This window comes from Geomesophilobacter sediminis (genome assembly GCF_016458275.1).
Lineage (GTDB): Bacteria > Desulfobacterota > Desulfuromonadia > Geobacterales > Geobacteraceae > Geomesophilobacter > Geomesophilobacter sediminis.
In genome coordinates this window covers 1-21,008 of record NZ_JAEMHM010000028.1, presented here as the reverse complement: position 1 = coordinate 21,008, position 21,008 = coordinate 1, and the positions used below count along the sequence as shown (strand labels likewise).

General features: G+C 63.0%; 19 protein-coding genes. 7 read left to right on the top strand and 12 right to left on the bottom strand.

The window, feature by feature from the left end; genetic code table 11:
- The first annotated feature begins 97 nt into the window (after nucleotides 1-97).
- Nucleotides 98-289, top strand: coding sequence for a 50S ribosomal protein L28 (gene rpmB / locus JFN93_RS23640; RefSeq protein ID WP_199386851.1), 192 nt, complete (start codon nucleotides 98-100; stop codon nucleotides 287-289).
- A gap of 67 nt (nucleotides 290-356) precedes the next feature.
- On the opposite strand, the gene JFN93_RS23635 is transcribed toward rpmB, so the two are convergent.
- The 6 genes from JFN93_RS23635 to galE all read right to left on the bottom strand — a co-directional run bounded on the left by JFN93_RS23635 (nucleotide 357) and on the right by galE (nucleotide 5,987).
- Entirely contained in the window at nucleotides 357-740 is a 384-nt protein-coding gene (locus tag JFN93_RS23635) for a RidA family protein (protein WP_199386850.1), read from the bottom strand.
- A 140-nt stretch (nucleotides 741-880) separates the two neighbouring features.
- A complete protein-coding gene (locus tag JFN93_RS23630; RefSeq protein ID WP_199386849.1) occupies nucleotides 881-3,034 on the bottom strand; it encodes a RelA/SpoT family protein in 2,154 nt (717 codons plus the stop codon).
- Nucleotides 3,035-3,151: 117 nt separating this feature from the next.
- The gene (gene rpoZ, locus JFN93_RS23625) at nucleotides 3,152-3,358 is read right to left on the bottom strand and encodes a DNA-directed RNA polymerase subunit omega (protein ID WP_199386848.1); all 207 of its coding nucleotides are present in this window, start codon (nucleotides 3,356-3,358) and stop codon (nucleotides 3,152-3,154) included.
- A gap of 120 nt (nucleotides 3,359-3,478) precedes the next feature.
- Nucleotides 3,479-4,087 carry a guanylate kinase gene (gene gmk / locus JFN93_RS23620; protein ID WP_199386847.1) on the bottom strand — a complete coding sequence of 203 codons (609 nt, stop codon included), beginning with the start codon at nucleotides 4,085-4,087 and terminating at the stop codon, nucleotides 3,479-3,481.
- Between the two features lie 18 nt (nucleotides 4,088-4,105).
- Complete coding sequence (locus tag JFN93_RS23615) at nucleotides 4,106-4,984, bottom strand: YicC/YloC family endoribonuclease (protein WP_199386846.1); 879 nt, start codon at nucleotides 4,982-4,984, stop codon at nucleotides 4,106-4,108.
- Between the two features lie 10 nt (nucleotides 4,985-4,994).
- On the bottom strand, nucleotides 4,995-5,987 hold the full coding sequence (gene galE, locus JFN93_RS23610) for a UDP-glucose 4-epimerase GalE (RefSeq protein ID WP_199386845.1): 993 nt from the start codon (nucleotides 5,985-5,987) through the stop codon (nucleotides 4,995-4,997).
- 462 nt (nucleotides 5,988-6,449) lie between these two features.
- On the opposite strand from galE, the gene JFN93_RS23605 reads away from it, so the two are divergent.
- Nucleotides 6,450-6,620, top strand: coding sequence for a hypothetical protein (locus JFN93_RS23605; RefSeq protein ID WP_199386844.1), 171 nt, complete (start codon nucleotides 6,450-6,452; stop codon nucleotides 6,618-6,620).
- Nucleotides 6,621-6,662: 42 nt separating this feature from the next.
- Here JFN93_RS23605 and JFN93_RS23600 read toward each other — a convergent pair whose 3' ends face one another.
- Complete coding sequence (locus tag JFN93_RS23600) at nucleotides 6,663-7,709, bottom strand: acyl-CoA thioesterase (protein WP_199386843.1); 1,047 nt, start codon at nucleotides 7,707-7,709, stop codon at nucleotides 6,663-6,665.
- Nucleotides 7,710-8,072: 363 nt separating this feature from the next.
- Here JFN93_RS23600 and JFN93_RS23595 point away from each other — a divergent pair, with 363 nt between their 5' ends.
- The 3 genes from JFN93_RS23595 (at nucleotide 8,073) to JFN93_RS23585 (ending at nucleotide 9,441) form a co-directional block, all read left to right on the top strand.
- A complete protein-coding gene (locus tag JFN93_RS23595) occupies nucleotides 8,073-8,522 on the top strand; it encodes an Hsp20/alpha crystallin family protein (RefSeq protein WP_199386842.1) in 450 nt (149 codons plus the stop codon).
- Between the two features lie 43 nt (nucleotides 8,523-8,565).
- Nucleotides 8,566-8,964, top strand: a complete 399-nt coding sequence (locus JFN93_RS23590) for an Hsp20/alpha crystallin family protein (protein ID WP_215907854.1) — start codon at nucleotides 8,566-8,568, stop codon at nucleotides 8,962-8,964.
- Nucleotides 8,965-9,153: 189 nt separating this feature from the next.
- Nucleotides 9,154-9,441, top strand: a complete 288-nt coding sequence (locus tag JFN93_RS23585) for a hypothetical protein (RefSeq protein ID WP_199386841.1) — start codon at nucleotides 9,154-9,156, stop codon at nucleotides 9,439-9,441.
- A gap of 137 nt (nucleotides 9,442-9,578) precedes the next feature.
- Here JFN93_RS23585 and JFN93_RS23580 read toward each other — a convergent pair whose 3' ends face one another.
- The 5 genes from JFN93_RS23580 to JFN93_RS23560 form a co-directional block, all read right to left on the bottom strand.
- Entirely contained in the window at nucleotides 9,579-10,343 is a 765-nt protein-coding gene (locus tag JFN93_RS23580) for a C1 family peptidase (RefSeq protein WP_199386840.1), read from the bottom strand.
- Nucleotides 10,344-10,570: 227 nt separating this feature from the next.
- Nucleotides 10,571-11,191: a hypothetical protein gene (locus JFN93_RS23575; RefSeq protein WP_199386839.1), complete on the bottom strand. Its 621-nt coding sequence runs from the start codon at nucleotides 11,189-11,191 to the stop codon at nucleotides 10,571-10,573.
- Between the two features lie 133 nt (nucleotides 11,192-11,324).
- Nucleotides 11,325-13,481 carry a xanthine dehydrogenase family protein molybdopterin-binding subunit gene (locus JFN93_RS25870; protein ID WP_199386838.1) on the bottom strand — a complete coding sequence of 719 codons (2,157 nt, stop codon included), beginning with the start codon at nucleotides 13,479-13,481 and terminating at the stop codon, nucleotides 11,325-11,327.
- Nucleotides 13,478-13,948: a (2Fe-2S)-binding protein gene (locus JFN93_RS23565; protein WP_199386837.1), complete on the bottom strand. Its 471-nt coding sequence runs from the start codon at nucleotides 13,946-13,948 to the stop codon at nucleotides 13,478-13,480. The genes JFN93_RS25870 and JFN93_RS23565 overlap by 4 nt, the downstream gene beginning before the upstream one ends.
- A 230-nt stretch (nucleotides 13,949-14,178) precedes the next feature.
- The gene (locus JFN93_RS23560) at nucleotides 14,179-16,833 is read right to left on the bottom strand and encodes a hybrid sensor histidine kinase/response regulator (RefSeq protein ID WP_199386836.1); all 2,655 of its coding nucleotides are present in this window, start codon (nucleotides 16,831-16,833) and stop codon (nucleotides 14,179-14,181) included.
- A gap of 397 nt (nucleotides 16,834-17,230) precedes the next feature.
- Between JFN93_RS23560 and JFN93_RS23555 the strand changes: the two genes are divergently transcribed.
- Nucleotides 17,231-17,992 carry a hypothetical protein gene (locus JFN93_RS23555; RefSeq protein ID WP_199386835.1) on the top strand — a complete coding sequence of 254 codons (762 nt, stop codon included), beginning with the start codon at nucleotides 17,231-17,233 and terminating at the stop codon, nucleotides 17,990-17,992.
- Nucleotides 17,993-18,037: 45 nt separating this feature from the next.
- The gene (locus JFN93_RS23550) at nucleotides 18,038-20,926 is read left to right on the top strand and encodes a patatin-like phospholipase family protein (protein WP_199386834.1); all 2,889 of its coding nucleotides are present in this window, start codon (nucleotides 18,038-18,040) and stop codon (nucleotides 20,924-20,926) included.
- The last annotated feature ends 82 nt before the right edge of the window (nucleotides 20,927-21,008 follow it).

The following is a 21,008-nucleotide window of genomic DNA, read 5'->3' as shown; positions in this document are numbered from 1 at the left end:
ACACCTTCAAAACGAGGGCGACGCCGCAGATTTTGCTTGCATCGCCATCGCCGTTCTGTTATAAATAGCGACTTCAGTAACCACCGGAGGGTAAGAAATGTCCAGAATTTGCGAGATTTGCGGTAAGGGCCCTAGCTTCGGGAACAACGTCAGCCACGCCAACAACAAAACCAGGAAGATCTGGCGTCCCAACCTGCAGAAGATTAAGGCCGTCCAGAACGGCACTGTCAGGAGCATCAAGGTCTGCACTCGCTGCATCCGCTCCGGGCACGTGACCAAAGCCCTCTAAGCCTGACCTCTTCCGCAAGCGATCAAAGCCGCGGCGCCCCTGGCGTCCGCGGCTTTGTTTTTGCCCCTTAGCCACAGCAGGCGGTGACCTCGATCTCGACGAGCGCCCCGCGCGGCAGCCCCTTCACCTCGACGGTCACCCGCGCCGGCGGATTCTCCGCGAAGAAGCGGCCGTAGATCCCGTTCACCGTGGTGAAGTCCTTCATGTCGGCGAGGTAGATGACCGTCTTCACCACGTCGGCGAAGCTCGCACCGGCCGCCTCCAAAAGCGCGCCGATGTTCGCCATCACCTGCTCGGTCTCCGCCTCGATCCCTCCCTGCTTCATCTCCCCCGTCACCGGGTCCAGTGCGATGGCACCGGAAAGAAACAGAAAGCCCCCTGCCTTCACCCCTTGGCTGTAAGGACCGATCGCCTTGGGCGCGCGGTCCGTGCTGATGATTTCCTTCTTCATGTTTCCCCCTATCCTCACCCGGTCCCGCTCGTTAAGGAGCCGGGACGCTCAGGGCCGGTACGTCCGAAATAATAAAAGATCTTTCCTCTGCGGGTCTCCGCGTCCTCTGCGGTGCGCTTTTTACCTACTACCGGTGACTTCTAGCTTTTCACCCGCTCCACGGTGATGACTCCCTTCACCTTCATGATCGAGGAAAACACCCGTTTCAAGTGCCCCAGGTCGGTCACATCGACCTCGAAGAGGTTCTCGCCCCGCTTGTCGAGGGTGCTCTGGATCGACGCCGAGGAGATGTTCGCCTCGCAGTTGGTGATGGCGGTGGCGATGTGCGCCAGGATCCCCTTCTCGTCGTTGCAGACCACGCGGATCTTCACCGGCAGCGCGCTCTTGGTCCCCTTGTTCCACGCCACCTCGATGCGCCGCTCCGGCTCGCTGTCCAGGGCAAACGGACAGTCGCGGGTATGGATGGTGACGCCGCGGCCGCGGGTGATGAAGCCGACGATCTCGTCGCCGGGAAGCGGATTGCAGCACTTGCCGAAGCGGACCAGCACGTCCTCTACCCCGTCGATCTGGATCGCGCTGGAGGATTTCCCCTTCAGCTTGTCGAGCACCTTCCCGATCCGGGTCTCCTTGTGCTCGGCCGCCGCCTCCAGCTTTTCGGCCGGGAGCAGCTTGCCCAGGATCTGGTTGCTGGAAAGCTTCCCGTATCCCACCGACGCCATCAGGTCGTCCTCGGCCTGGAACCCGAATTCCTGCGCCACGCGCTTGAGCTCTCCGGTCTTGGACATCTTGGCGAAGTTCACCGAGTAGCGTCGGAACTCCTTCTCGCAGATCTCGCGGCCGAGGATGATGCTCCGCATCCGCTCCTCGGTCTTGACCCAGGCCCGGATCCGGTTGCGGGCCCGGGAGCTCTTGACGATCTTGAGCCAGTCCTTGCTCGGGGTGTGGTGCGGGCTGGTGATGACCTCGACGATGTCGCCGGTCTTAAGCTCATGTTTGAGCGGGACCAGCTTGCCGTTCACCTTCGCGCCGACGCAGCGGTGCCCGACGTCGGAGTGGATGCTGTAGGCGAAGTCGATCGGGGTCGATCCCTTCGGGAACCCCTTCACGTCCCCCTTGGGAGTGAAGACGAAGACGTCCTCGGGGAAGAGCTCGACCTTGACGGTGTCCATGAACTCGCGGGAGTCGTCGAGCTCCTGCTGCCACTCGAGGAGCTGCCGCAGCCAGGTGAAGCGCCGCACCTCCTTCTCGTCGTACCCCTTGCCCCCTTCCTTGTACTTCCAGTGCGCGGCGATGCCGGACTCGGCGACGCGGTGCATCTCGGAGGTCCGGATCTGGACCTCCATCCGCTCGCCAAGAGGACCGATCACCGTCGTGTGCAGCGACTGGTACATGTTCCCCTTGGGCATCGCGATGTAATCCTTGAACCGCCCCGGAATCGGCTTCCAGGTCGAGTGGATGATCCCGAGGACCTCGTAGCATTCCCGGATGTCGTCGACGTTGACCCGGATCGCGATCAGGTCGTAGATCTGGTCGATGTCGACGTTGCGGCTTTGCATCTTGCGGTAGATGGAATAGAGGTGCTTGCTCCGCCCGGAAACCTCCCCCTTGATGCCGTGCTCTTCGAGCTGCTTCTTGATGATCTCCTTGACGCTCGAGACGTAGGACTCGCGCTCCTGTTTCTTCTTGGCGACCTTGGAGGCGAGGTCATAGTAAAGCTGGGGCTCCAGGTACCGGAAGGAAAGGTCCTCCAGTTCCCCCTTGACCCAGGAGATCCCGAGCCGGTTGGCGATCGGGGCGTAGATGTCCAGGGTCTCCTTGGCGATGGCGCGCTGCTTCGCCTCGGGCTGGTACTGCAGGGTCCGCATGTTGTGCAGGCGGTCGGCGAGCTTGACCAGAATGACCCGGATGTCGTTGGCCATGGCGAGGAGCATCTTGCGGAAGTTCTCCGCCTGGCTCTCTTCCTTGGTCTTGAAGTGGATCTTCCCGATCTTGGTGACCCCGTCGACCAGGCGCGCGACCTCGGGACCGAAGAGCGCATCCAGCTCCTCGATCGTGGTCAGGGTGTCCTCGACGGTATCGTGCAAAAGCCCGGTCACGACGGCGGGGAGGTCGAGCTTCAGGTCGGCGAGGATCCCCGCCACTTCCATCGGGTGGACCAGGTAAGGTTCGCCGGAGAGGCGGGTCTGCCCCTGGTGGACCTTGGCGCTGAAAACGTATGCCTTGCGCAAAAGGTCGAGGTCGCAACCGGGGTTGTAGGCGGCGACCTTCTCCAGTATGTCGTTCAGTCGAATCATGCGAACCTGTCTTTGAGGAAAAAGGAAGGGGCTAACGGCCAAGGGAGTCTCCCCTTGAGCCCTTAGCCCCTTTCGGTACCGATCTGAGGGGGCGAAAAGCTCTTCCCCTCCTGCTGCCTAGCGGTTTTTCTTGCCGAGCTCGCAGCCGATCTTGCCGGCGGCGATTTCGCGCAGCGAGACGACCACGTTCTTGTTGCCGGCGCGGTTGTCGATGAGGGGCTTCGCCCCCTTGAAAAGCTGCTTCACCCGCTTGGAAGCGAGCATCACGAGGAGAAAGCGGTTGTCGACCTTCTCGAGGCAATCTTCAACGGTTACACGGGCCATTATCGTAACTCCTTGGAATCCGTCCGACGTTTAGCGTTCGACGTGCGAGCGGGTTTTGAAAAACAACTGCACTGACTGAGGGGTTTAACGTCGAACATTAAAGGTCGAACGTTTAGTGTATTACAAATCGAAATTTTCCGACAGTCCCTGAATCACCCGCGACGAGCGGCACTGCTCGGCGGTGAGGACCGCCTTCAACTGCTCCACCGCCACGGCGAACACGTCGTTGACGATGATGTAGTCGTACCAGCGGGCTTCCCGGATCTCGCCGGCGGCATTCCGGATGCGCCGTTCGATCACCTCTTCGGAGTCGGAGGAGCGGTTGTCGAGCCGCCGTCTGAGTTCCGCGATGCTGGGGGGGAGAATGAAGATGTAGACGCCGCCGTTGTAGCGCCCCTTCAGCTGCTGCGCCCCCTGGCAGTCGATGTCGAGGATGAGGTCGATGCCGTTGGCGCGGCATTCGTTGAGGGTGGCGAGGGAAGTACCGTAGAGGTTGCCGTGTACTTCGGCCCATTCGGCAAACTCCTGGGCCTCGATCATCCGCTGGAATTCCGCCTGGTCCACAAAAAAATAATCACGGCCATGCAGCTCCCCCGGGCGGGGGGTACGGGTCGTGTAGCTGACAGAATGCCGGAGATTAGGAATTATGTCAATGATTTCCTTGCACAGAGAGGTCTTTCCCGCCCCGGAGGGAGCGGATATGACAAAGAGCACGCCTTCTCGTTTCATAGTCACCTTTTCGGCAGGTTACTCTACGTTCTGAACCTGTTCGCGTATCTTTTCCAGCTCGCTTTTCAATTCGACCACCAGCGCCGCGATCTGCGCGTCGTTGGCCTTGGAGCCGATGGTGTTGACCTCGCGGTTGATCTCCTGGAGCAAAAAGTCGAGCTTGCGCCCCACCGGCTCGCTGCGGCCGATCGTCTCGTCGAACTGGCGCAAATGGCTCGCCAGCCGGACCAGCTCCTCGGTAATGTCCCCCTTGTCGGCCAGGACCGCCACCTCGAGGGCGAGCCGGTCCTCAGGCAGCCCGCTGTCGGCGATGAGGGCCGCGATCCGCTCCTTGAGCTTCACCGCGTAATCCGAAACCACCTCGGGAGCCCGTTCCGCCACCCGGGTGATCAGGACCTCGAGCTGCTCGCGCCGCTTCCGGAAGTCGGCCAGAAGCGATTCGCCTTCGAAGATCCGCATCTGGTCCGCACCGGCGAGGGCGGCATCAAGTGCCGAGACGAGCTCCTGCGGGACCTCGTCGGTCACCGTCTCCACCTCGGCAGCCATGGTGATCACGTCGCGCTGGGAGACCACCAGTTCGAGCCCCACCGGCTCGTCGATCCCGAGCGCCTCGCGGATGCTGCTGAAGGCCTTGAAGTAGCCGCGTGCCAGCGGGAGGTTCGCGGTCGGCACCCCCTGGGATGCGCCCCCCTCCACCTGGATGAAGAGATCGATCTTGCCGCGGGAAAGCCTTTCGGCGACCCGCTTCTTGATGTCGCTCTCGAAGGGCATGAACTGCCGGGGGAGCTTCACCGAAATTTCACCGTAGCGGTGGTTGACGCAGCGCAGCTCGACGACGATCCGCCCCGCGCCGAACGACGCTTCCCCTTTGCCATACCCGGTCATGCTCTTTAACATGGTTCCCCCGCTACTTCTTTTGCGCTTCGAAAAGTTTTTTCTCCCAACGCCAGGCGTCGGCCACGATGGTGGTGAGGTCGTCGTACTTGGGAGCCCAGCCGAGCAGGGAACGGATCCGGGATGCCTGGGCCACCAGGTTCGCGGGATCCCCCGGACGCCGGGGCCCCTCGACCACCTTGAACTGAACGCCGCTGACCTTCTGTACGACGTCGACCACCTCGCGGACACTGGAGCCACGCCCGTAGCCGACGTTGATCACCGTCGACTCCCCGCCCCGCTCCAGATAGGAAAGGGCGTAGAGGTGGGCCGCGGCGAGGTCCTCGATGTGGATGTAATCGCGGACCCCGGTACCGTCGGGGGTCGGATAATCGGTACCGAAGATGGAAACGCAGTCGCGCATCCCCAGCGCCGCCTGGCAGGAAACCTTGATCAGGTGGGTGGCGTCCGGAGTGCGCTGCCCCATGCGTGCCTGCGGATCGGCGCCGGCGACGTTGAAATAACGGAGCGCCACGTACTTGAAGCCGTGGGCCGCCGCCGCGTCACGCAGCATCCCCTCGCTCATCAGCTTGGAAGCGCCGTACGGGTTGATGGGAACGGTGGGGCTGGTCTCCGAAGCTTCGCCCCCTTCGGGGATCCCGTAGACGGCCGCGGTGCTGGAAAAGATGAAGCGCTCGACGCCGTTGGCAACGCAGGCCTCAAGGAGGTTCAGGGTGTTGCGGGTGTTGTTGCCGTAGTATTTCAGCGGCAACGAAACCGATTCGGGGGCAATGATGGCAGCCGCAAAGTGCAGGACCGACTTGGCCCCGGTCTCGCGAAGAACGGTATTGATGCGCTCGCGGTCGGCAAGGTCGCCGACGATGAGCTGCTCGCCATGGATCAAGGCATCGGGGGAGCCGGTGGAAAGGTTGTCGAATACCACGACCTTGTGGCCTGCCTCGGAAAGTTGCCGGACCACGTGGCTGCCGATGTATCCAGCACCTCCGGTAACCAATATCGTGCTCATGGGGTCTCCTCGATGTGAAGCAATGGGATTGGTCTGGCGCGCGACAGCCGCAGGGCCGTCCTTGGGGCCCCGTCGCAAGCCGTGTCGGGACCTGACCCGGCCGTCCCGAAACGGGCGCCGGAAATACAAAAGGGTCTAGCCGGCCCGACTAAACCCGTAAAGGCATCATGAACGTGAAGCGGTCGGTCCGGGAAGGGGGGCAAGAACCGGAGCTTGATCGCGGTGTTGCGGCGACCGGACGGTCCGTTTCATAAGGCACTGTTTATACCATTTAGAAAATTGCGGCGCAACCTTTTAACCACCGGTTGCCGAGGAAAACTTGGTCCGAGCTGGCGCTGGGCCCGCCGGAGCTGCGCCGGGCGGATTCCCGCGTAGGGCGCACGACCCATTTCTGCCGCTTGACAAATTTGCTACGTTTAATTACATTCTTCAAATCTTTACAATCTCAAGGAGCAGACCATCGTGGGCAAAGCCAAATTCAACCGTATCGAAGCCGTTTACGAACAATATCAGCAGATCAGGGAAAAACTGACCACCGCATGCGACCCCCAAGAAAAGAATCGTCTCTTCCGCCGGCTGGTGAACCTCCTCGGAGTCATGGAATTTCTCATCTCGCTCAGCAAGACGCCGTAACTGCCCCCCTAAGATCGCCTCATCCCTCCATTCCAAACCGCTTCAGATGATCGAGGTGTGCTCAAGCAGCGTCTGCAGGCTCCGGTGCGCCGCCAGGTATCCGGCGTCCTCCCCGTAGGTCGTCGGGAATACCGCCGGAACCGACTGGTGCACCAGATTCCGGTCCACGTTGACGAAGGTGAACAGGCAGGAGTTGGACAGCGCCTTGCTGGTCCGGTCCCGGCTGATGCGTTCGATGTTTGCCTCCACGCAGATGAAGCTGCCGTTGGTGTACACCACCCGCGCCGTGTAGTGGAGCTTGTCCCCCATCCGGACCGGGTGGAAGAAGTTGATCCGGTTCACCGCGGCGATGATGGGACGATCCGGAGCCACGAGCTCCGAGCAGATCGAACTGAGCTCGTAGGCGCGCCGGACCAGGTAGCCGCCGAAGATCTTCTGGGGCACGTTCTCGAACTCGGGGTACATCCGTTCCCACGAGTCGGTCCCCAGGCGTCCGGCCAGGAGCCCGTGAAACCCGGGGAGGTCCTGCGCCTTGTGGAGCGTCGCGAGCACCGCGTACTCATCGCGGCTGGGAGGCTCGGATAAAAGCGCCTGCTGCTGCCGGTATTCCTCACGGCGCGCCACCGCCTTGCGGAACCGGGACTTCTCCTTCTCCTCGGTGTATTCGAGCGGGGGAAGCTCCATGCTCACCGCGTCGTCCCCCATGCCGGAACGGGCCACCATGGAGAAGTAGCAGGAAGCCACGTGATTGGCGGGGTTTCCCGGCTGCTCGACCCGGATGCCGACCTCCACCGAGGAGCGGCCGACGTGGTTGATGCGAGCGTCACAGACGATGTCCCGGGTGACGTCGGCGGCATGGCGGACGATGATATTGTCGATGGCCGCCGTGACCACCCGTGCTTCCGGATGGAACTGGTTCACGTAATTGAGGGCACACTCTTCGGCCACCTTGTCGAGCACCTCCAGCAGGAGGCCGAACCGGAGGTTCCCCAGCAGGGGTTCGTCCACCACCATGAAACGGCGGCGCAGCGACAAGTCCCGTGAAAATGGGAGCGTGTGATAGAAGGAAGTTTCCGAGGGTCGTGTCATAGAGAGCTCCGTAGTAGTCAATCTTTCTGTTCATCACCAGCTGTTCATCTGACAGGGGCCATCAACCGCAAAGATGCATACTGGACCTCGTTGTCCCTTTGTCTCTCCCGGTAAAGAAAAGAGTACCAAGGATAGCGCCTTTTTCATTGTTGGCAAAGGGGGAGAGCAATCAGGGTGCGCAATGAGCAGTGAGCAAGCTCTCGGAGTGACCACCAATTCAACCGGACCGCCGGTACCACCTTGACGATTTTGCTCTTTGCTCATTGCTCATTACCCATTGCTCATCCCCCCCTTGACACCGCAAAAGGGATGATTATCTTACCGACGTACCCGGTACTCACCAAACGAAAGGAGGCAATTCACATGGCAAGCTGGTCACTTTTCAACGAACTCGAAAGCCTGAGAAGGGAAATCGATGAAGCTTTCCGCGGCGTGGGATTTGCCCGTCCGTTGGCGACTACTTTTCTGTCTCCGACTTCGGCGCGGCGCTTCCCCCTCATCAACCTGAGCGAGGACGAAGGCCAGGTCTACCTCGAGGCGCTGGTCCCCGGCGTCGACCCGAACCAGCTCGACGTCTCCCTCTTGCGCGACACCGTCACCATCGCCGGAGAACGTAAGGCTCCCGGCGAGAGACAGGGGGAACTGGTTCATCGCAAGGAGCTTGGCTTCGGCAAATTCTCCCGTACCATCGACCTGCCGACCGAAATAGATCCGTCCCGGACCTCGGCCGACTTCAGGGATGGGGTGCTGAGGATTTCGATGGCCAAACCGGAGCACGCCCAGCCGAAGAAAATCGAGGTGAAGATTTCCTGACCTTTGGCGTAGTCAAAGAACCGGAGCAAGGAGGTAACCAATCATGGCAAACGGCATTACCGCTCAAAATGAAGAAAGAAGCCTGCAGACCGGGGAAGAGACCCGGGCCCCGGAAAAATTCCTGCGGCCGGCGGTGAATATAATCGAAGACGAATCGGAACTCTTGCTGACTGCGGACCTGCCGGGGGCGCTCAAGGACAACATCGAGATCCACGTGGACCAGGGAATCCTTACCATCAACGCCCCGGTTTCCGTTCAGACCACGGGGCGCCCGCTCTACCGCGAATTCGAATGGGCTCCGTACTACCGCCAGTTCCAGATCCCGGAAGTGATCGACCAGGGGCAGATGAAGGCGGAGTTCCGCAACGGCCTGCTTACCCTGCACCTTCCCAAGCGGGAGGCGGCCAAGCCGCGGCGGGTCGAGATTTCCGTCGCCAGCTGAGATACCGAGGAGTTCCGGAGGGGCGCCTGCAGCCCCTCCGGATCAACCCCGGAAAAAAGAAGCTAAACCCAATCCGATTTCTGCCGATACGTCATAACGGGGAAATCTCACCAAACGTCCCGGGCCTTTCTCCGGGAGGCGGCCCCACCGTCCGTTAAACCCGCATTCCAACGTCGTCAAAGGTTCCGCATGATGGAGCAGACCAAAAAATCCAAGCGCATCCCCGCACCGGTCCTAGCCTGCGGGATTGTCGCCGCCGGCGTCTGGTGGTTTCTGACCAGCGAGCCGACCACGACGCAATGGATCATGGCGGCCCTGGTCCTTTTCTACGCCTGCGTTGCCTACCTGTACCTCTCCCTGGCCCTTCCCGCTCCGAACTATCAGATGCCGCAGCAAGACGGCGACATGATGGTGCACCACGTCCATCACCAGGACGTCGAGGGCCTGGACAAAGTAATCTCCAAGTTCTGGGGCTAGGACAAGCACCACCCTCTGGCAGCGCTACCCCCCCCTACCATAAAAAAAGGACCACCAATTTTGGTGATCCCTCTTTGCTACCCAGTCCCTACCCTCGGGGGAAACCGCCCCCCAGCGTCAGCGACCTTTCCTTCCCATCAGGCCGTAATCAACCGGATAGTCCAGAAGTCGGAGCTGAGCTTCGGGTCAGTCAGGTAGGCGTAGGGCATCGTAAAGTACCCCCTCATTCCCCAGTTCGTGTTCCAGGAGTTGCGGACGATGAACCGCTGTTCGCTGTCGTCGTAGCCGACCGCCACCACGGCGTGGCCGCCGATCACCTGCTCCCCGGAACCCGGCATCTGCGCGACGCCGGTACTCGCGACCTCGGAACTTTCAAAGCTCTCATAGACGGTGAAGCCGAAGACGAACGGGAAGCCGGAAGCAAGGCAGCCCTTCATCTGGTTCAGGTTCTGCACCAGGCTGCTGTACAGCACCGCCTTGACCTTGGCCGCGTCGAGGTAGCAGGCGTTGGTCGGCTTGTCGGCGAACTTGGAGACGTCGTAGGGCCACTCTTCCTCCGGGCAGTCGCCAAACGATGCCACCGTCTTGATGCCATCCCGGATCTGGGCGCCGCTGTCGGAGTCCACCGTCCCCTCCAGGGCCCGTTCGTTGTAATAGATAAAAAGGCGCGAGGGCATGAAATCCCTCAATCCCTGCCGATTCCGTTCGAACTCGACCGCAGCCGCGATCGCATTTGCGGTGCAGCTCCCCAGATCCCCTTGGTCGTAGACCGACGGGCATTGCCCACGCAGGTCCACCTGCTCCGGAAGCGCCCGCAGGATCTCCAGAGGGGCTGCGTAGAGATGGTCACGCTGGTCGGGCAGGTCGTGGACCCATCCGTAACGTTTGATCTTCATTGCCATGTGATCCCCCTTTCGGATGACCTCCCTCATCCTTGCCACATCTTAATTAACCTTACGTTCATTGTAGGACGGAGCAGGGTGAAAGATCAAATGAACAATGAAAGGATGCGACAATTGCACGAACGGTAAGAGCGGCATTTCCGCCGCGGTTCGGAAGGAAAAAGCACCGACGAAAAGGGCGCAGCATGCTGCGCCCTACGTTTGCCAATGGCACCGAAGCTCCTCGTTTATTCGGGACAGGCGGCGCCTTTCTCCGCCCATTCGGTCATCAGCCGCACGAACTCGTCGTGAGGCATCGGCACCGCCCGCCTCCCCTCGCCCGGATGCCATCCCCACAGCACCGTGGGAGCCTCCCGGACGTGCTCGGCGATCTCCGTGGGGGTCCGGGAACCGTTACGTGCCGGGTCCTTGAACTGCTCGCATAGCTGGCGCGGGGTTCGCTTTTCGAAGACCATCGGCATGTCGGCGGGGGGAAGCATCCATTCCGGGGCCCCGGGCGGGGTATGCGGATCGTGCAGGTTCTTCTCCTGGTGGCAGGTGCTGCACCACAAACCGTTTCTACCCAATCCCTGGGGACCGCGCTCGACGTGCATCGGGTGCGGCAGGCTTTGGTCGCCGACCAGCGGCCGGTTTCCGGCCGGATGGCAGTTCACACAGCGGGGATCGGAAAAGACGGCCGCCGCCTTGAGAAAAGCGGCGGCGGACGCGCTGTCGTCCTTGGTGACGGCGAAGGCCAGCCCAGCGGTTTTGGTAAGGACCGCTGCGCCAACCAGAGCAAAGGGGGCCAGCCAGATGATTGCGAAGCCCGCCAGACGCAAAGCTCCCTTCTTCCTACGGTCAGTTTTCATTCCGGCTCCCTCATCAAGTTCAGACACCCCCTCTCCCCCCGGGAGAGGGCTGGGGTGAAGGGGGCAACCTCATCAAGAATCGCCCCCCTCACCCGGCCTCCGGCCCCCCTCTGCCGGATGGAGAGGGTAACTCTCAGCTTTTCAGGAAGGTCGGGTCGATGGGGAGGCGCCGGACCCGCTTTCCGGTCAGTTGGAAGATGGCGTTGGTCACCGCAGGTGCGATCGGCGGGACCGCCGTCTCCCCGATGCCCCCCGGCTTTTCCGAGCGCTTCACGATGTGCACCTCGACTTCCGGCATCATATCCATGCGCAGCACCGGGTAGTCGTTGAAGTTCTCCTGCAGCACCCGCCCGTTTTCGACGGAGATCATGCCATAGAGGGCGGCGGTGAGGCCGAAGGCGATCCCTCCTTCCATCTGGGCCGCAATGATCCCCGGATTCACGGTATGCCCGCAGTCGACGGCGCAGACGACGCGGTGCACCCGGACGAAACCGGTGCGGTCGACGGAGACCTCCGCGACCTCGCATACATAGCTGCCGTAGGATTCGAACACGGCGATCCCCCGCCCGCGTCCCGCCGCAAGCTTACCCCCCCACCCCGCCTTTTCGGCGGCGAGATCGAGCACGCCGCGGTGGCGCGGATGGCGCGCCAAAAGGTCGTGGCGGAACCGGTAGGGATCCTTTCCCGCGTGGTGGGCGAGCTCGTCGATGAAGCTCTCCACCTCGAAGCCGGTGTGGGAGTGCCCCACCGAGCGCCACCACTGCACCGGCATCCCCGGCTCCGGACTGTGCAGATCGACCAGGACGTTGGGGATTTCGTAGGGGAGTTCCTTGGCCCCTTCCACCGAGGAGAGATCGATGCCGTTTTTGATGCGCCGTTTTTCGTTGGAGGTCCCCTTCATGATGGACTGCCCCACGATGCGGTGCTGCCAGGAGACCACCTTTCCCCCCTCGTCGAGCCCGGCGCTCATCCGGGCGTGCCACAACGGACGGTAATAGCCCCCCTTCATGTCGTCCTCGCGGGTCCAGATCACCTTCACCGGCCGGCGAACGCCCAGCGCGACCTGGGTCGCGATCACCACGAAATCGGAGTGCGGGTTGCCGCGGCGGCCGAATCCCCCGCCCAAAAAGGCGGTATGGATCCGGATCTGCTCGGGCTTAAGTCCGGTGAGCCTGGCCACCGCGAGCTGGTTTCCGGTCTGGGCCTGGGTCCCCACCCAGACGTCGCAGCCGTCGGCCCGCAGGTCCACCGCGCAGTTGAGCGGCTCCATGTCGGCGTGAGCCAGGTAGGGAAGCTCGTACTCCACCGTCACCTGTTTTCCCGCACCGTTGAGCGCCCCCTCGGGATCGCCGTCGCGGCGTGCCACCAGCCCCGGTGCCTGAGCCAGCTCCCGGTAGTGCTGCCGCATGGCCGCCGTGGAGAGCCCGGCGCGGGGGCCGTCATCCCATTCCACCTCGAGAACATCGCGCCCCCGCTTCGCCGCCCAGAAATCCCGCGCCACCACCGCCACTCCCTGCGGAATCTGGAAGACCGCAGTCACCCCCGGGACCGCCCGGGCCCGGGTAGCCTCCAGCCGGCGCATCTTCCCGCCGTACACCGGAGGGCGCTCCACCACGGCGACCAGCATCCCCGGCATCTGGGTGTCGATACCGAAAAGGGCGACGCCGTTCACCTTGGCCGGGGTGTCGAGCCGAGGCACCGGCTTGCCGAGCAGCCGGAACCGCGAAGGGTCCTTCAGGGGGACCTGGGCCGGCACCTCGAGGAGGGAGGCCTGCTCGGCGATCTCCCCGAAGGAAACCCAGGCGCCGTGCCGGCCGACGACCTTGCCGTTTTCGGCGTGGCAGGTGGCGGGGGAAACCTTCCAGTTCTGCGCGGCAGCCTCGATCAGCATCATCCGCGCCGCCGCCCCCACCTCCCGCATCCGGACCCACTCGGTGCGGATCGTGGTGCTGCCGCCGGTCATCTGCATCCCGGACATCGGGTTGTTGTAGACCGCCGCCACCGGCGCCGGCTGGACCCGCACCCGGTTCCAGTCGCACTCCAGTTCCTCGGCAATCAGCATGGCCACCGCCGTGTACGGCCCCTGCCCCATTTCGGACTTGTTGACGAAGATGGTGACGCCGCTGTCCTGACCGATATGCAAAAAGGCGTTGGGCGGATAGGGGGGCTTCTGCTCCTCCGCGGCCTCAGCCTCCCGCACCGGCAACCGGAATCCCAGCAGCAGCCCCGCCCCCGCCACACCTCCCAGCTTCAGGAAATCCCTGCGGCTGACCCGAACGGTCCCGTTCATCGATGTCCCCCCGCCGCCATCGTTGCGGCGGCACGATGTATCGCCTTGCGGATGCGCGGATAGGTCCCGCAGCGGCAGAGGTTCGCCGACATGGCTTGGTCGATGTCGGCATCGGTCGGACGCGGGTTTGCCGCCAGCAGGGCCACCGCGGACATGATCTGTCCCGACTGGCAGTAGCCGCACTGGGGGACGTCCTCGGCAATCCAGGCAAGCTGCACCGGGTGGTCGGCGTCCGGAGCCAGCCCCTCGATGGTGAGCACTTCCTTGCCGATGACGGCCGAGACCGGGGTGACGCAGGAGCGAACCGCCTTGCCGTTGACATGAACGGTGCAGGCCCCGCACAACGCCCTGCCGCAGCCGTACTTGGTGCCGGTGAGGCCGAGATTGTCCCGGAGCACCCAAAGGAGCGGGGTGTCGACCGGCACCTCGACCTCGTACCGCCTGCCGTTAACCGTGAGCGCGACCATGGAACCTCCTGGCAAAAGGATGTTGCGGCGGCCAACCGGCCGCCCGGGCACGAAAGCTAAAAAATTAGCACAGGCCAATGGCGAGTCAACGGGGAATGGGGAAGGTACGGCAGGGGAAAAAGGAGGTAAAGGAGGTGCCTGCTGCCGGGATCGGATCCGACCGATCCGACCAATCAGTCGGATCAGTCGGATCAGTCGGATCGCAAAAAACGAGATGAGACCCGCTGAGGTTACCTTCCCAGCGCGGCGTTGAGGGTCTCCTGCAGGGTCGAGCACTTGTACGGTTTCTGGATGAACCCGGCCAGCCCTTTGCCGGTGAATTTCTGGGTGACCTCGTCCTCGTTGTAGCCGCTGGACATGACCACCTTCACCTCCGGGTCGATCTGGCGCAGCTCCCGGAACGTCTGTTCCCCGTCCATGTGCGGCATGGTGAGGTCGAGGATGACGCAGGTAATGCGGTCCCGGTGCGCCTGGAAGAGTTCGACCGCCTGGCGCCCGTTCGGCGCGGTAAGCACCTCGAAGCCGAGCTCGCGCAACATGTCGCTGCCGATCCCGAGCACGCTCTCCTCGTCGTCTACCAAAAGGGCGGTTCCGCTCCCCTTCCATTCCTGGTCCCGGACGCGGCGCTCGTCGACCACGTCGATCAGCTTGGAGGTCGAGGGGAAGAATACCTTGAAGCAGGTCCCCTTCCCGAGCTCGCTGTAAACCTTGATCGCCCCCTTGTGCCCGCGGATGATGCCCTGCACGGCGGCCATCCCGAGGCCACGGCCGGTGAACTTGGTGGTGAAGAAGGGGTCGAAGATCCGGGCCATGGTCTCGCGGTCCATGCCGCAGCCGGTGTCGGCGACCTCGAGGTAGACATACGGCCCCTCCTCGATGGTCCCTTCCAGGGAAAACTGGTCCAGGTAGCGCCGGTCGCAGTTCATGCATCCCGTCGAGATCGCGATCACGCCGCTGCGGTCACCGATCGCCTCCGAAGCGTTGATGACCAAGTTCATGACGATCTGGCGCAGCTGGGTTGCATCGGCGGCAATCAAGGCGAGCGGCTGGTGCAGGTTGAACCTGAGCACCGCCTTCTTCGAGATGGAGACCTCCAGCATATGGGTCATCTCCTGCACCAGGAGGTTCAGGTCGATGTTTTCGATGCTGAATTTCCCCTTGCCGGAGTAGGCCAGCATCTGCCGCGCCAGATCGGCGGCGCGCGAAGCCGCGTCCTGCACCTGGAGCAGGTTGTCGCGGGCCGGCGATTCCCGGTTGATCCGCATCAGGGCGAGGTCCGCGTTACCGATGATCGCCATGAGGATGTTATTGAAGTCGTGGGCAATGCCCCCCGCCAACACCCCGAGGCTTTCCAGCTTCTGGGTCTGCAGCATCTGCCGCTCCAGTTGCAGGCGTTCCTCAGCGGTCCGTTTCATGTCGCTGATGTCCCGGGCGATCACGGAAATCCCGATGACCGCCCCGCTCACCCGATCGCGGATCGGCGAGGCGGTCACCGAAAGGTCGAGCCGGCGCCCCTCTTTGTCCACCCGGACCGTCTCCAGGGGCTCGACGCTTTCGCCTCCCGCCAGTACGGCCAAGATCCGCCCCTCCTCGTCGAAGCGGTCCGGAGGGTAGAGTCTGGTGGGGCGCTGCCCCAGCATCTCCGCCTCGCGGAATCCGAATATCTTTTCCGCGCCGCGGTTCCAGCTCGTGACGATACCGTCCGGGCTCATCGAGATGATGGCGTCGTCGGAAGATTCGACAATGGCCGAGAGCCGGCTCACCTTTGCGTCGGCCCCTTTCTGCTCGGTGATGTCCCGGTTGGAGGCGCGCCGCCCCAAAAAGACCTCCCCTTCGAAGATGGGGCGACAGTTGTGCTGGATCCAGCGGGTCTCCCCCTGCCGGGTCACGATCCGGAACTCCATCGACTCGGCGACCGGCCCGGAGCGGGTGTGCCCGTCCACGGTATGCGTCTCGAACGCCCCCCGGTCCTCCGGATGCACGATGCGGATCGCGAGCCCCGGGTCCTTTACAAACTCCTCCGCCGGGTAACCGGTCACCTCGAGGGCGGACGGGGAGACGTACTGCAGGGAGCCGTCTCTCCCGATCCAGTACTCCCAGTCCTGGGTCCAGTCACAGACGGTGCGGAATTTCCGCTCCGAGGCGTGCAGCTTCTTTTCGTATTCCCAGCGGCGGCGCGAGGCGGTGGCAATGCCGACATTGCCGACGATCCAGAGCAGCAGGTAGCCGCCGCCAATGCGCCAGTCGGAGGCTCGTTCCAGGAGCAGCCGGTTGGTCAGCGGCACGGAGACCGTGATGCCGCCGCGGATGTCCCCGGTCCGATAGCCTTGGAAGCCGTGGCATTTGAGACAGGGGGGATCGGTGATGAAGGCGGAGATCAGGCGCAGGTAGGGCCGCCCTTCGATCTGCGCCACCTCCGAGCGCTCCCGGTACTTGCGCTGCTCGAACCCGAGCAGGGCGTCCCGTTCCCATACGTCCGGCACATTGCGTGGGTTGAGAGGTTTGAGGCTCACGATGCGGCTGACGATCGGGTCGGTGGAAGCGGTGCGGAGACTGTCGAAAACCATCCGGGTCATGTACGCCGGGTTGACCAGGGTGAGCTGCTTTCCGGTCGTGGTCGTCACGTCGCGGTCGGGGACATTGAGATGCGGATTGGGGACCACCTTGCCGGCGTCGACGTAGACCCCCCCCATTTTCGCCGCCCAGGCCCGGTAGAACATGTTGAGCCGGAAGTAGTCGCGCGCCTCGTGCTCCGCCTCCTTCAAGGTGTCAGCATGGTGGAAATAGAGGGTAATGGACGCCAGAGCCCCAATCACTGCAGTCCAGCAGAGGAAAAAGACCAGCCCGTACTTCGTGGAGAAACCCTTGAGTCCGTCCATCCGCATCAAACCACTCCCATGGCGAGCACCGTTGCCGGTGCCTCGCGCGCCGCACTTGGCATAGGAACGACATCCCGTCTCTTTGGACACCAGCCGCCCCCAGAATCGGGAACGGCAACTGTAAAAAAATGGACTGTCCATTTTTTTACATGATCAATGATTTAAACCTCTTACTGATTGGATTGCAACATAATGGACAGTTAGTTTTGCCTAATACAACCAAGCCGCGCCCGGCGACTGTGATAACGGACCGTATTTGCGTCGGAAACCATCTCCGCGCAGCCTCAAAAATCGATGGCACGGCTTTTGTTAGAAAAGTGGTCCAACGCAGATAGATCAAACGGCACCGCTTTCGCTATCGGAGGGGGGCCGCGTTGGAATCAGACCGAAGAAAGGAGAAGCCATGATGATTCGAAGCATCTGGACGGTGCTGGCGGCCGCGCTGCTGGCCCTGGCCCCGCAGCCGGCCTCGGCCTGGCACGACGCCACCCACATGGCGGTAGTCCGGGCAGCCGGGCTGGGAAACTACGCCTACCTTGCGGTGGGACCCGACTTGGCCAAGGAAAAGGCCGGGGATCTCGAGGGAGCGAACCACTATCACAATACGGCGCCGGGGGTTCTGATCACGACGGAAATGGTCCTCGCCCAGGTGAAGGATTACGACAAGCCGGAAGATGCCAGCGGCCACCTCTACGGAGCGATCATCGCCTCCATAAACGACTACCTCATCGCCCAGGCGGCCGGCAAATACGCCCTCTATCCGCTGGGCTATGCCGCCCATTACCTCGGCGATCTCTCCATGCCGTTCCACAACACCGCCTACAACAAGTTCAACCGGGATAACCACGCCGCCAACGACGGCGTCGTCGAGACGGGCGGTCCTCCCAAGGAGACCACCGAGGCCAAGGTAGCCCGGCTGGCCGGTGAGATCGAGGAGCGCATGAACCGGCTGCCCCCCCTGCACCTTTCCTCGGAGATCGGTCGTTTCTACCGCGACCTGGCGGTCCAGATCGCCGCCATCGCCAACGGGGCCAAAAGCCTCGGCTATGCCATGGAGGATGCCGTCCCGCCCCGGCCGGTAATGACCGAGGAGGAGGCGTACACGCAGCTGGCCCAGAGCGCCCAGCTCCTGAAAGCGATCTACGCGGCGACGAACCAGAAATAAGGGAGCACCAGGAGAAGCTTTTCCAATCCATTCTCGGGAGGGGCCATGACGTCAGGCGGCGCAGGGGAAAGCAGAGCATACCTTGACCTGGACCAGATGCTGCGCCAGGAGATCGAGGCGATCAAGGCGGCCAAGGACGGCCTGGAGCCTCCTCTGGCGACCGCTGCGGATGATGACGCGGCCGAGACTGCGGACCAGGACGCCGGGACCCAAGCCTGGAAGGAGGAGCGGGAAAGTCGCTTCCGGGCCGTGGTGGAGGAACTCCACCGGGAGGAATTCACCTCCCTTTGTTTCTCCGGCGGCGGCATTCGCAGCGCCACCTTCAACCTGGGAGTCCTGCAGCAACTCGCCCGCTGCGGGATGTTGCCGGAGATCGACTACGTCTCCACGGTCTCCGGGGGGGGCTACATCGGCAGCTGGCTCTCCTCCTGGATCCACCGCGAGGTCTGCGGCGAAAAAGAAAGGCTCGGCGGCGTGCTGACTCCCACCCAGGAAAAAAGGGCGGTGCTGGCCGGAAAGGAGGCGGTCTTCGCGGCGCTCGCCCAGCAAGAGCCGGCATTGCGCTGCAAGGAGCCGTACCAGGTCCGCTTCCTCAGGGACTACAGCAACTACCTGACGCCGCGGGTCGGCATCCTGAGCATCGACACCTGGGCCATCGTGGGGATCTACGTCCGGAACCTCCTTTTGAACTGGCTGGTGCTGCTGCCGCTCTTTTTCGCCCTGCTGCTCCTGCCGCGGTGGCTGACCGCCCTGCTCATGACGGAAAACGCGTTTCCCGGATCTGCTCCGGTCTTTCTCGGGTTCGGGGCGTTGTTCGGGGTGATCGCGATCGCCTATGCCGCCGTGGATCTCCCCAGTGTCGGCAACCAAAGGTATGCCAAGGGACGGTTCGCGCTGTTTTTCCTGCTCCCGGTCGTGCTGATGGCCGGCGGCCTCTCGGCGTACTTCGCCGAAACCTATGGGATGCTGCCGGACCGCTTCCCGAGCCTGAAGGGGTTCATCTGCTTTGCCACCGAGGTCCACGTGGCCGGGTGGCTGACCGGCCTGCTGTGGCTCCAGATGCGCACCGGCGGACAAGAGAGCATCGCCGCCCGGCGCCTCTGCTGGTTTGGCGTCTGCGCCGCCGTGACCGGAGTAGTCGCGGGGCTGCTCGGCTGGCTCGCCGTGACCCAGTTGGCGACGCCGCTGCTCTACGGCACCGCGAACCCGGAGCTTTTGTACCTGATCCTGTGCGTTCCGGTGATACTGCTCGTATTTTTACTCACCGGCGCGTTGCTGGTGGCGGCTTTGTCGCGGTTCACCGGGGAGCCGGACCGCGAGTGGTGGGGACGCGCGGGGGGGATGGTGCTCCTGGCGGCCCTCTTCTGGAGTATCGCCCTCACCGTCGTCTTCTACGGCCCCTGGCTGCTGGTGGCCAATGCCTTCCCCTTCTGGAACTGGGCCTGGACCGCCGTCGGCGGCGCTTCCGGCATCGCCGCGGCCCTCATGGGGAAGGCGGCCTCCACGCCGGCGCTGCGTCCCGGGGCGACGATGAGCAACCTGCGGACCCGGCTCCCCGCGCTGCTCGCCGGCACCTTCATCGTCTTTGTCGCGATCGCCCTCTCCCTGCTGGCGACCCAGTGGCTTCCGGTGCTCCCGCAGTGGCCCGCCGGAGCCCCCTTCCACCTCAGGCCCCTGGACCCTTTCGCCTACCACGGCTTCGTGCTCCTGCATGCGCCGCTGGGAACCGTTGCCGTGCTGACCGCGGTCTCCTTTGCGCTCTCCATGGCGATGGCGGCATGGGTGAACATCAACACGTTTTCGTTGCATGCCATGTATCGCAACCGGCTGGTCCGGTGCTATCTCGGCGCCTCCCGCCCCGAAAAGAAGCGGGACCCCAATCCCTTCACCGGGTTGGATCCCTTCGATGACGTCTACCTGAAGGATCTGCCCAGGCGCCCGTTGCAGGTGGTGAACGCGGCCTGGAACCTGGTGAAGGGGAGACGGCTCGCCTGGCAGCAGCGCAAGGCAACCTCCTTCGTTTTCACTCCGCTGGCCGCCGGCGGCAACGTCGAGCTGCCGTTGAAGCTCGACGACCGGCCGGTGCCGAAGCAGCCCGGTGGATTCCGCCCGGCGGATCTCTTCGGTGGCGGCAAAACGGCACCGCTGGACCCGATCAAGCTCGGCACGGCAATGGCCATTTCCGGTGCCGCGGCAAGCCCCAACATGGGATACCACTCCTCGCCGCTGGTCACCTTCATCATGGCGTTCTTCGACGTCCGGCTCGGGTGGTGGGTCGGAAATCCCGGCAAGGGGATGCGCACGAGCTGGCGGAAAGAGTCGCCGAAACTGGCGCTTTGGCACCTGCTTAAGGAGACCTTCGGGCTTACAACCGACGACAGCCCTTTCATCTACCTGTCCGACGGCGGCCATTTCGAAAACCTGGGACTCTACGAGATGGTGCGCCGCCGGTGCCGGTACCTCATCGTCTGCGATGCCGGATGCGACTGCGAAGCGACCTTCGAAGACCTCGGCAATGCGGTACGTAAGGTGCGCTCGGATTTCGGCATCGAGATCGACATCGATTTCAGCGCGATCCGGGCGAAGAAGGCGCATTTCGCCGTAGGAACGGTGAAGTACCGCGACTGCGACGCCTGCGAGGACGCCGCCGACGGTCTTTTGCTTTACGTGAAGCCGGTACTGACCGGTGACGAGCCGGTGGACGATTTCAACTACTGGAAAACCCATCCGGGCTTTCCCCACGAGACGACGGCGGACCAGTGGTTTGACGAGGCGCAGTTCGAAAGCTACCGCAGGCTCGGGATGCACTCGCTGGAAAAACTCGCCGAGCACCGGATCACCTCGGTGGACAGTTTCTTCGCCAAGGCGCAGCGGCTGCACCGTGCCGCAGTGAAAAAGGCGCTGCAGGAGGGGCAGGAGACGGAAGGGGGGTGAAAAACCGTTCGGCGTTCGGCGTTCGGCGTTCGGCGTTCGGCGTTCGGCGTTCGGCGTTCGGCGTTCGGCGTTCGGCGTTCGG

What these genes read in the sequence shown, in the direction of transcription:
- JFN93_RS23590 (WP_215907854.1), top strand. Translation starts at nt 8,566, where the DNA reads ATGGCAAACGGCATTACCGCTCAAAATGAAGAAAGAAGCCTGCAGACC.
- galE (WP_199386845.1), bottom strand. Translation starts at nt 5,987, where the DNA reads ATGAGCACGATATTGGTTACCGGAGGTGCTGGATACATCGGCAGCCAC.
- gmk (WP_199386847.1), bottom strand. Translation starts at nt 4,087, where the DNA reads ATGAAACGAGAAGGCGTGCTCTTTGTCATATCCGCTCCCTCCGGGGCG.
- rpmB (WP_199386851.1), top strand. Translation starts at nt 98, where the DNA reads ATGTCCAGAATTTGCGAGATTTGCGGTAAGGGCCCTAGCTTCGGGAAC.
- JFN93_RS23600 (WP_199386843.1), bottom strand. Translation starts at nt 7,709, where the DNA reads ATGACACGACCCTCGGAAACTTCCTTCTATCACACGCTCCCATTTTCA.
- JFN93_RS23635 (WP_199386850.1), bottom strand. Translation starts at nt 740, where the DNA reads ATGAAGAAGGAAATCATCAGCACGGACCGCGCGCCCAAGGCGATCGGT.
- JFN93_RS23615 (WP_199386846.1), bottom strand. Translation starts at nt 4,984, where the DNA reads ATGTTAAAGAGCATGACCGGGTATGGCAAAGGGGAAGCGTCGTTCGGC.
- JFN93_RS23560 (WP_199386836.1), bottom strand. Translation starts at nt 16,833, where the DNA reads ATGCGGATGGACGGACTCAAGGGTTTCTCCACGAAGTACGGGCTGGTC.
- rpoZ (WP_199386848.1), bottom strand. Translation starts at nt 3,358, where the DNA reads ATGGCCCGTGTAACCGTTGAAGATTGCCTCGAGAAGGTCGACAACCGC.
- JFN93_RS23555 (WP_199386835.1), top strand. Translation starts at nt 17,231, where the DNA reads ATGATGATTCGAAGCATCTGGACGGTGCTGGCGGCCGCGCTGCTGGCC.
- JFN93_RS23580 (WP_199386840.1), bottom strand. Translation starts at nt 10,343, where the DNA reads ATGGCAATGAAGATCAAACGTTACGGATGGGTCCACGACCTGCCCGAC.
- JFN93_RS23595 (WP_199386842.1), top strand. Translation starts at nt 8,073, where the DNA reads ATGGCAAGCTGGTCACTTTTCAACGAACTCGAAAGCCTGAGAAGGGAA.
- JFN93_RS23565 (WP_199386837.1), bottom strand. Translation starts at nt 13,948, where the DNA reads ATGGTCGCGCTCACGGTTAACGGCAGGCGGTACGAGGTCGAGGTGCCG.
- JFN93_RS23575 (WP_199386839.1), bottom strand. Translation starts at nt 11,191, where the DNA reads ATGAAAACTGACCGTAGGAAGAAGGGAGCTTTGCGTCTGGCGGGCTTC.
- JFN93_RS23630 (WP_199386849.1), bottom strand. Translation starts at nt 3,034, where the DNA reads ATGATTCGACTGAACGACATACTGGAGAAGGTCGCCGCCTACAACCCC.
- JFN93_RS23550 (WP_199386834.1), top strand. Translation starts at nt 18,038, where the DNA reads ATGACGTCAGGCGGCGCAGGGGAAAGCAGAGCATACCTTGACCTGGAC.
- JFN93_RS25870 (WP_199386838.1), bottom strand. Translation starts at nt 13,481, where the DNA reads ATGAACGGGACCGTTCGGGTCAGCCGCAGGGATTTCCTGAAGCTGGGA.
- JFN93_RS23585 (WP_199386841.1), top strand. Translation starts at nt 9,154, where the DNA reads ATGATGGAGCAGACCAAAAAATCCAAGCGCATCCCCGCACCGGTCCTA.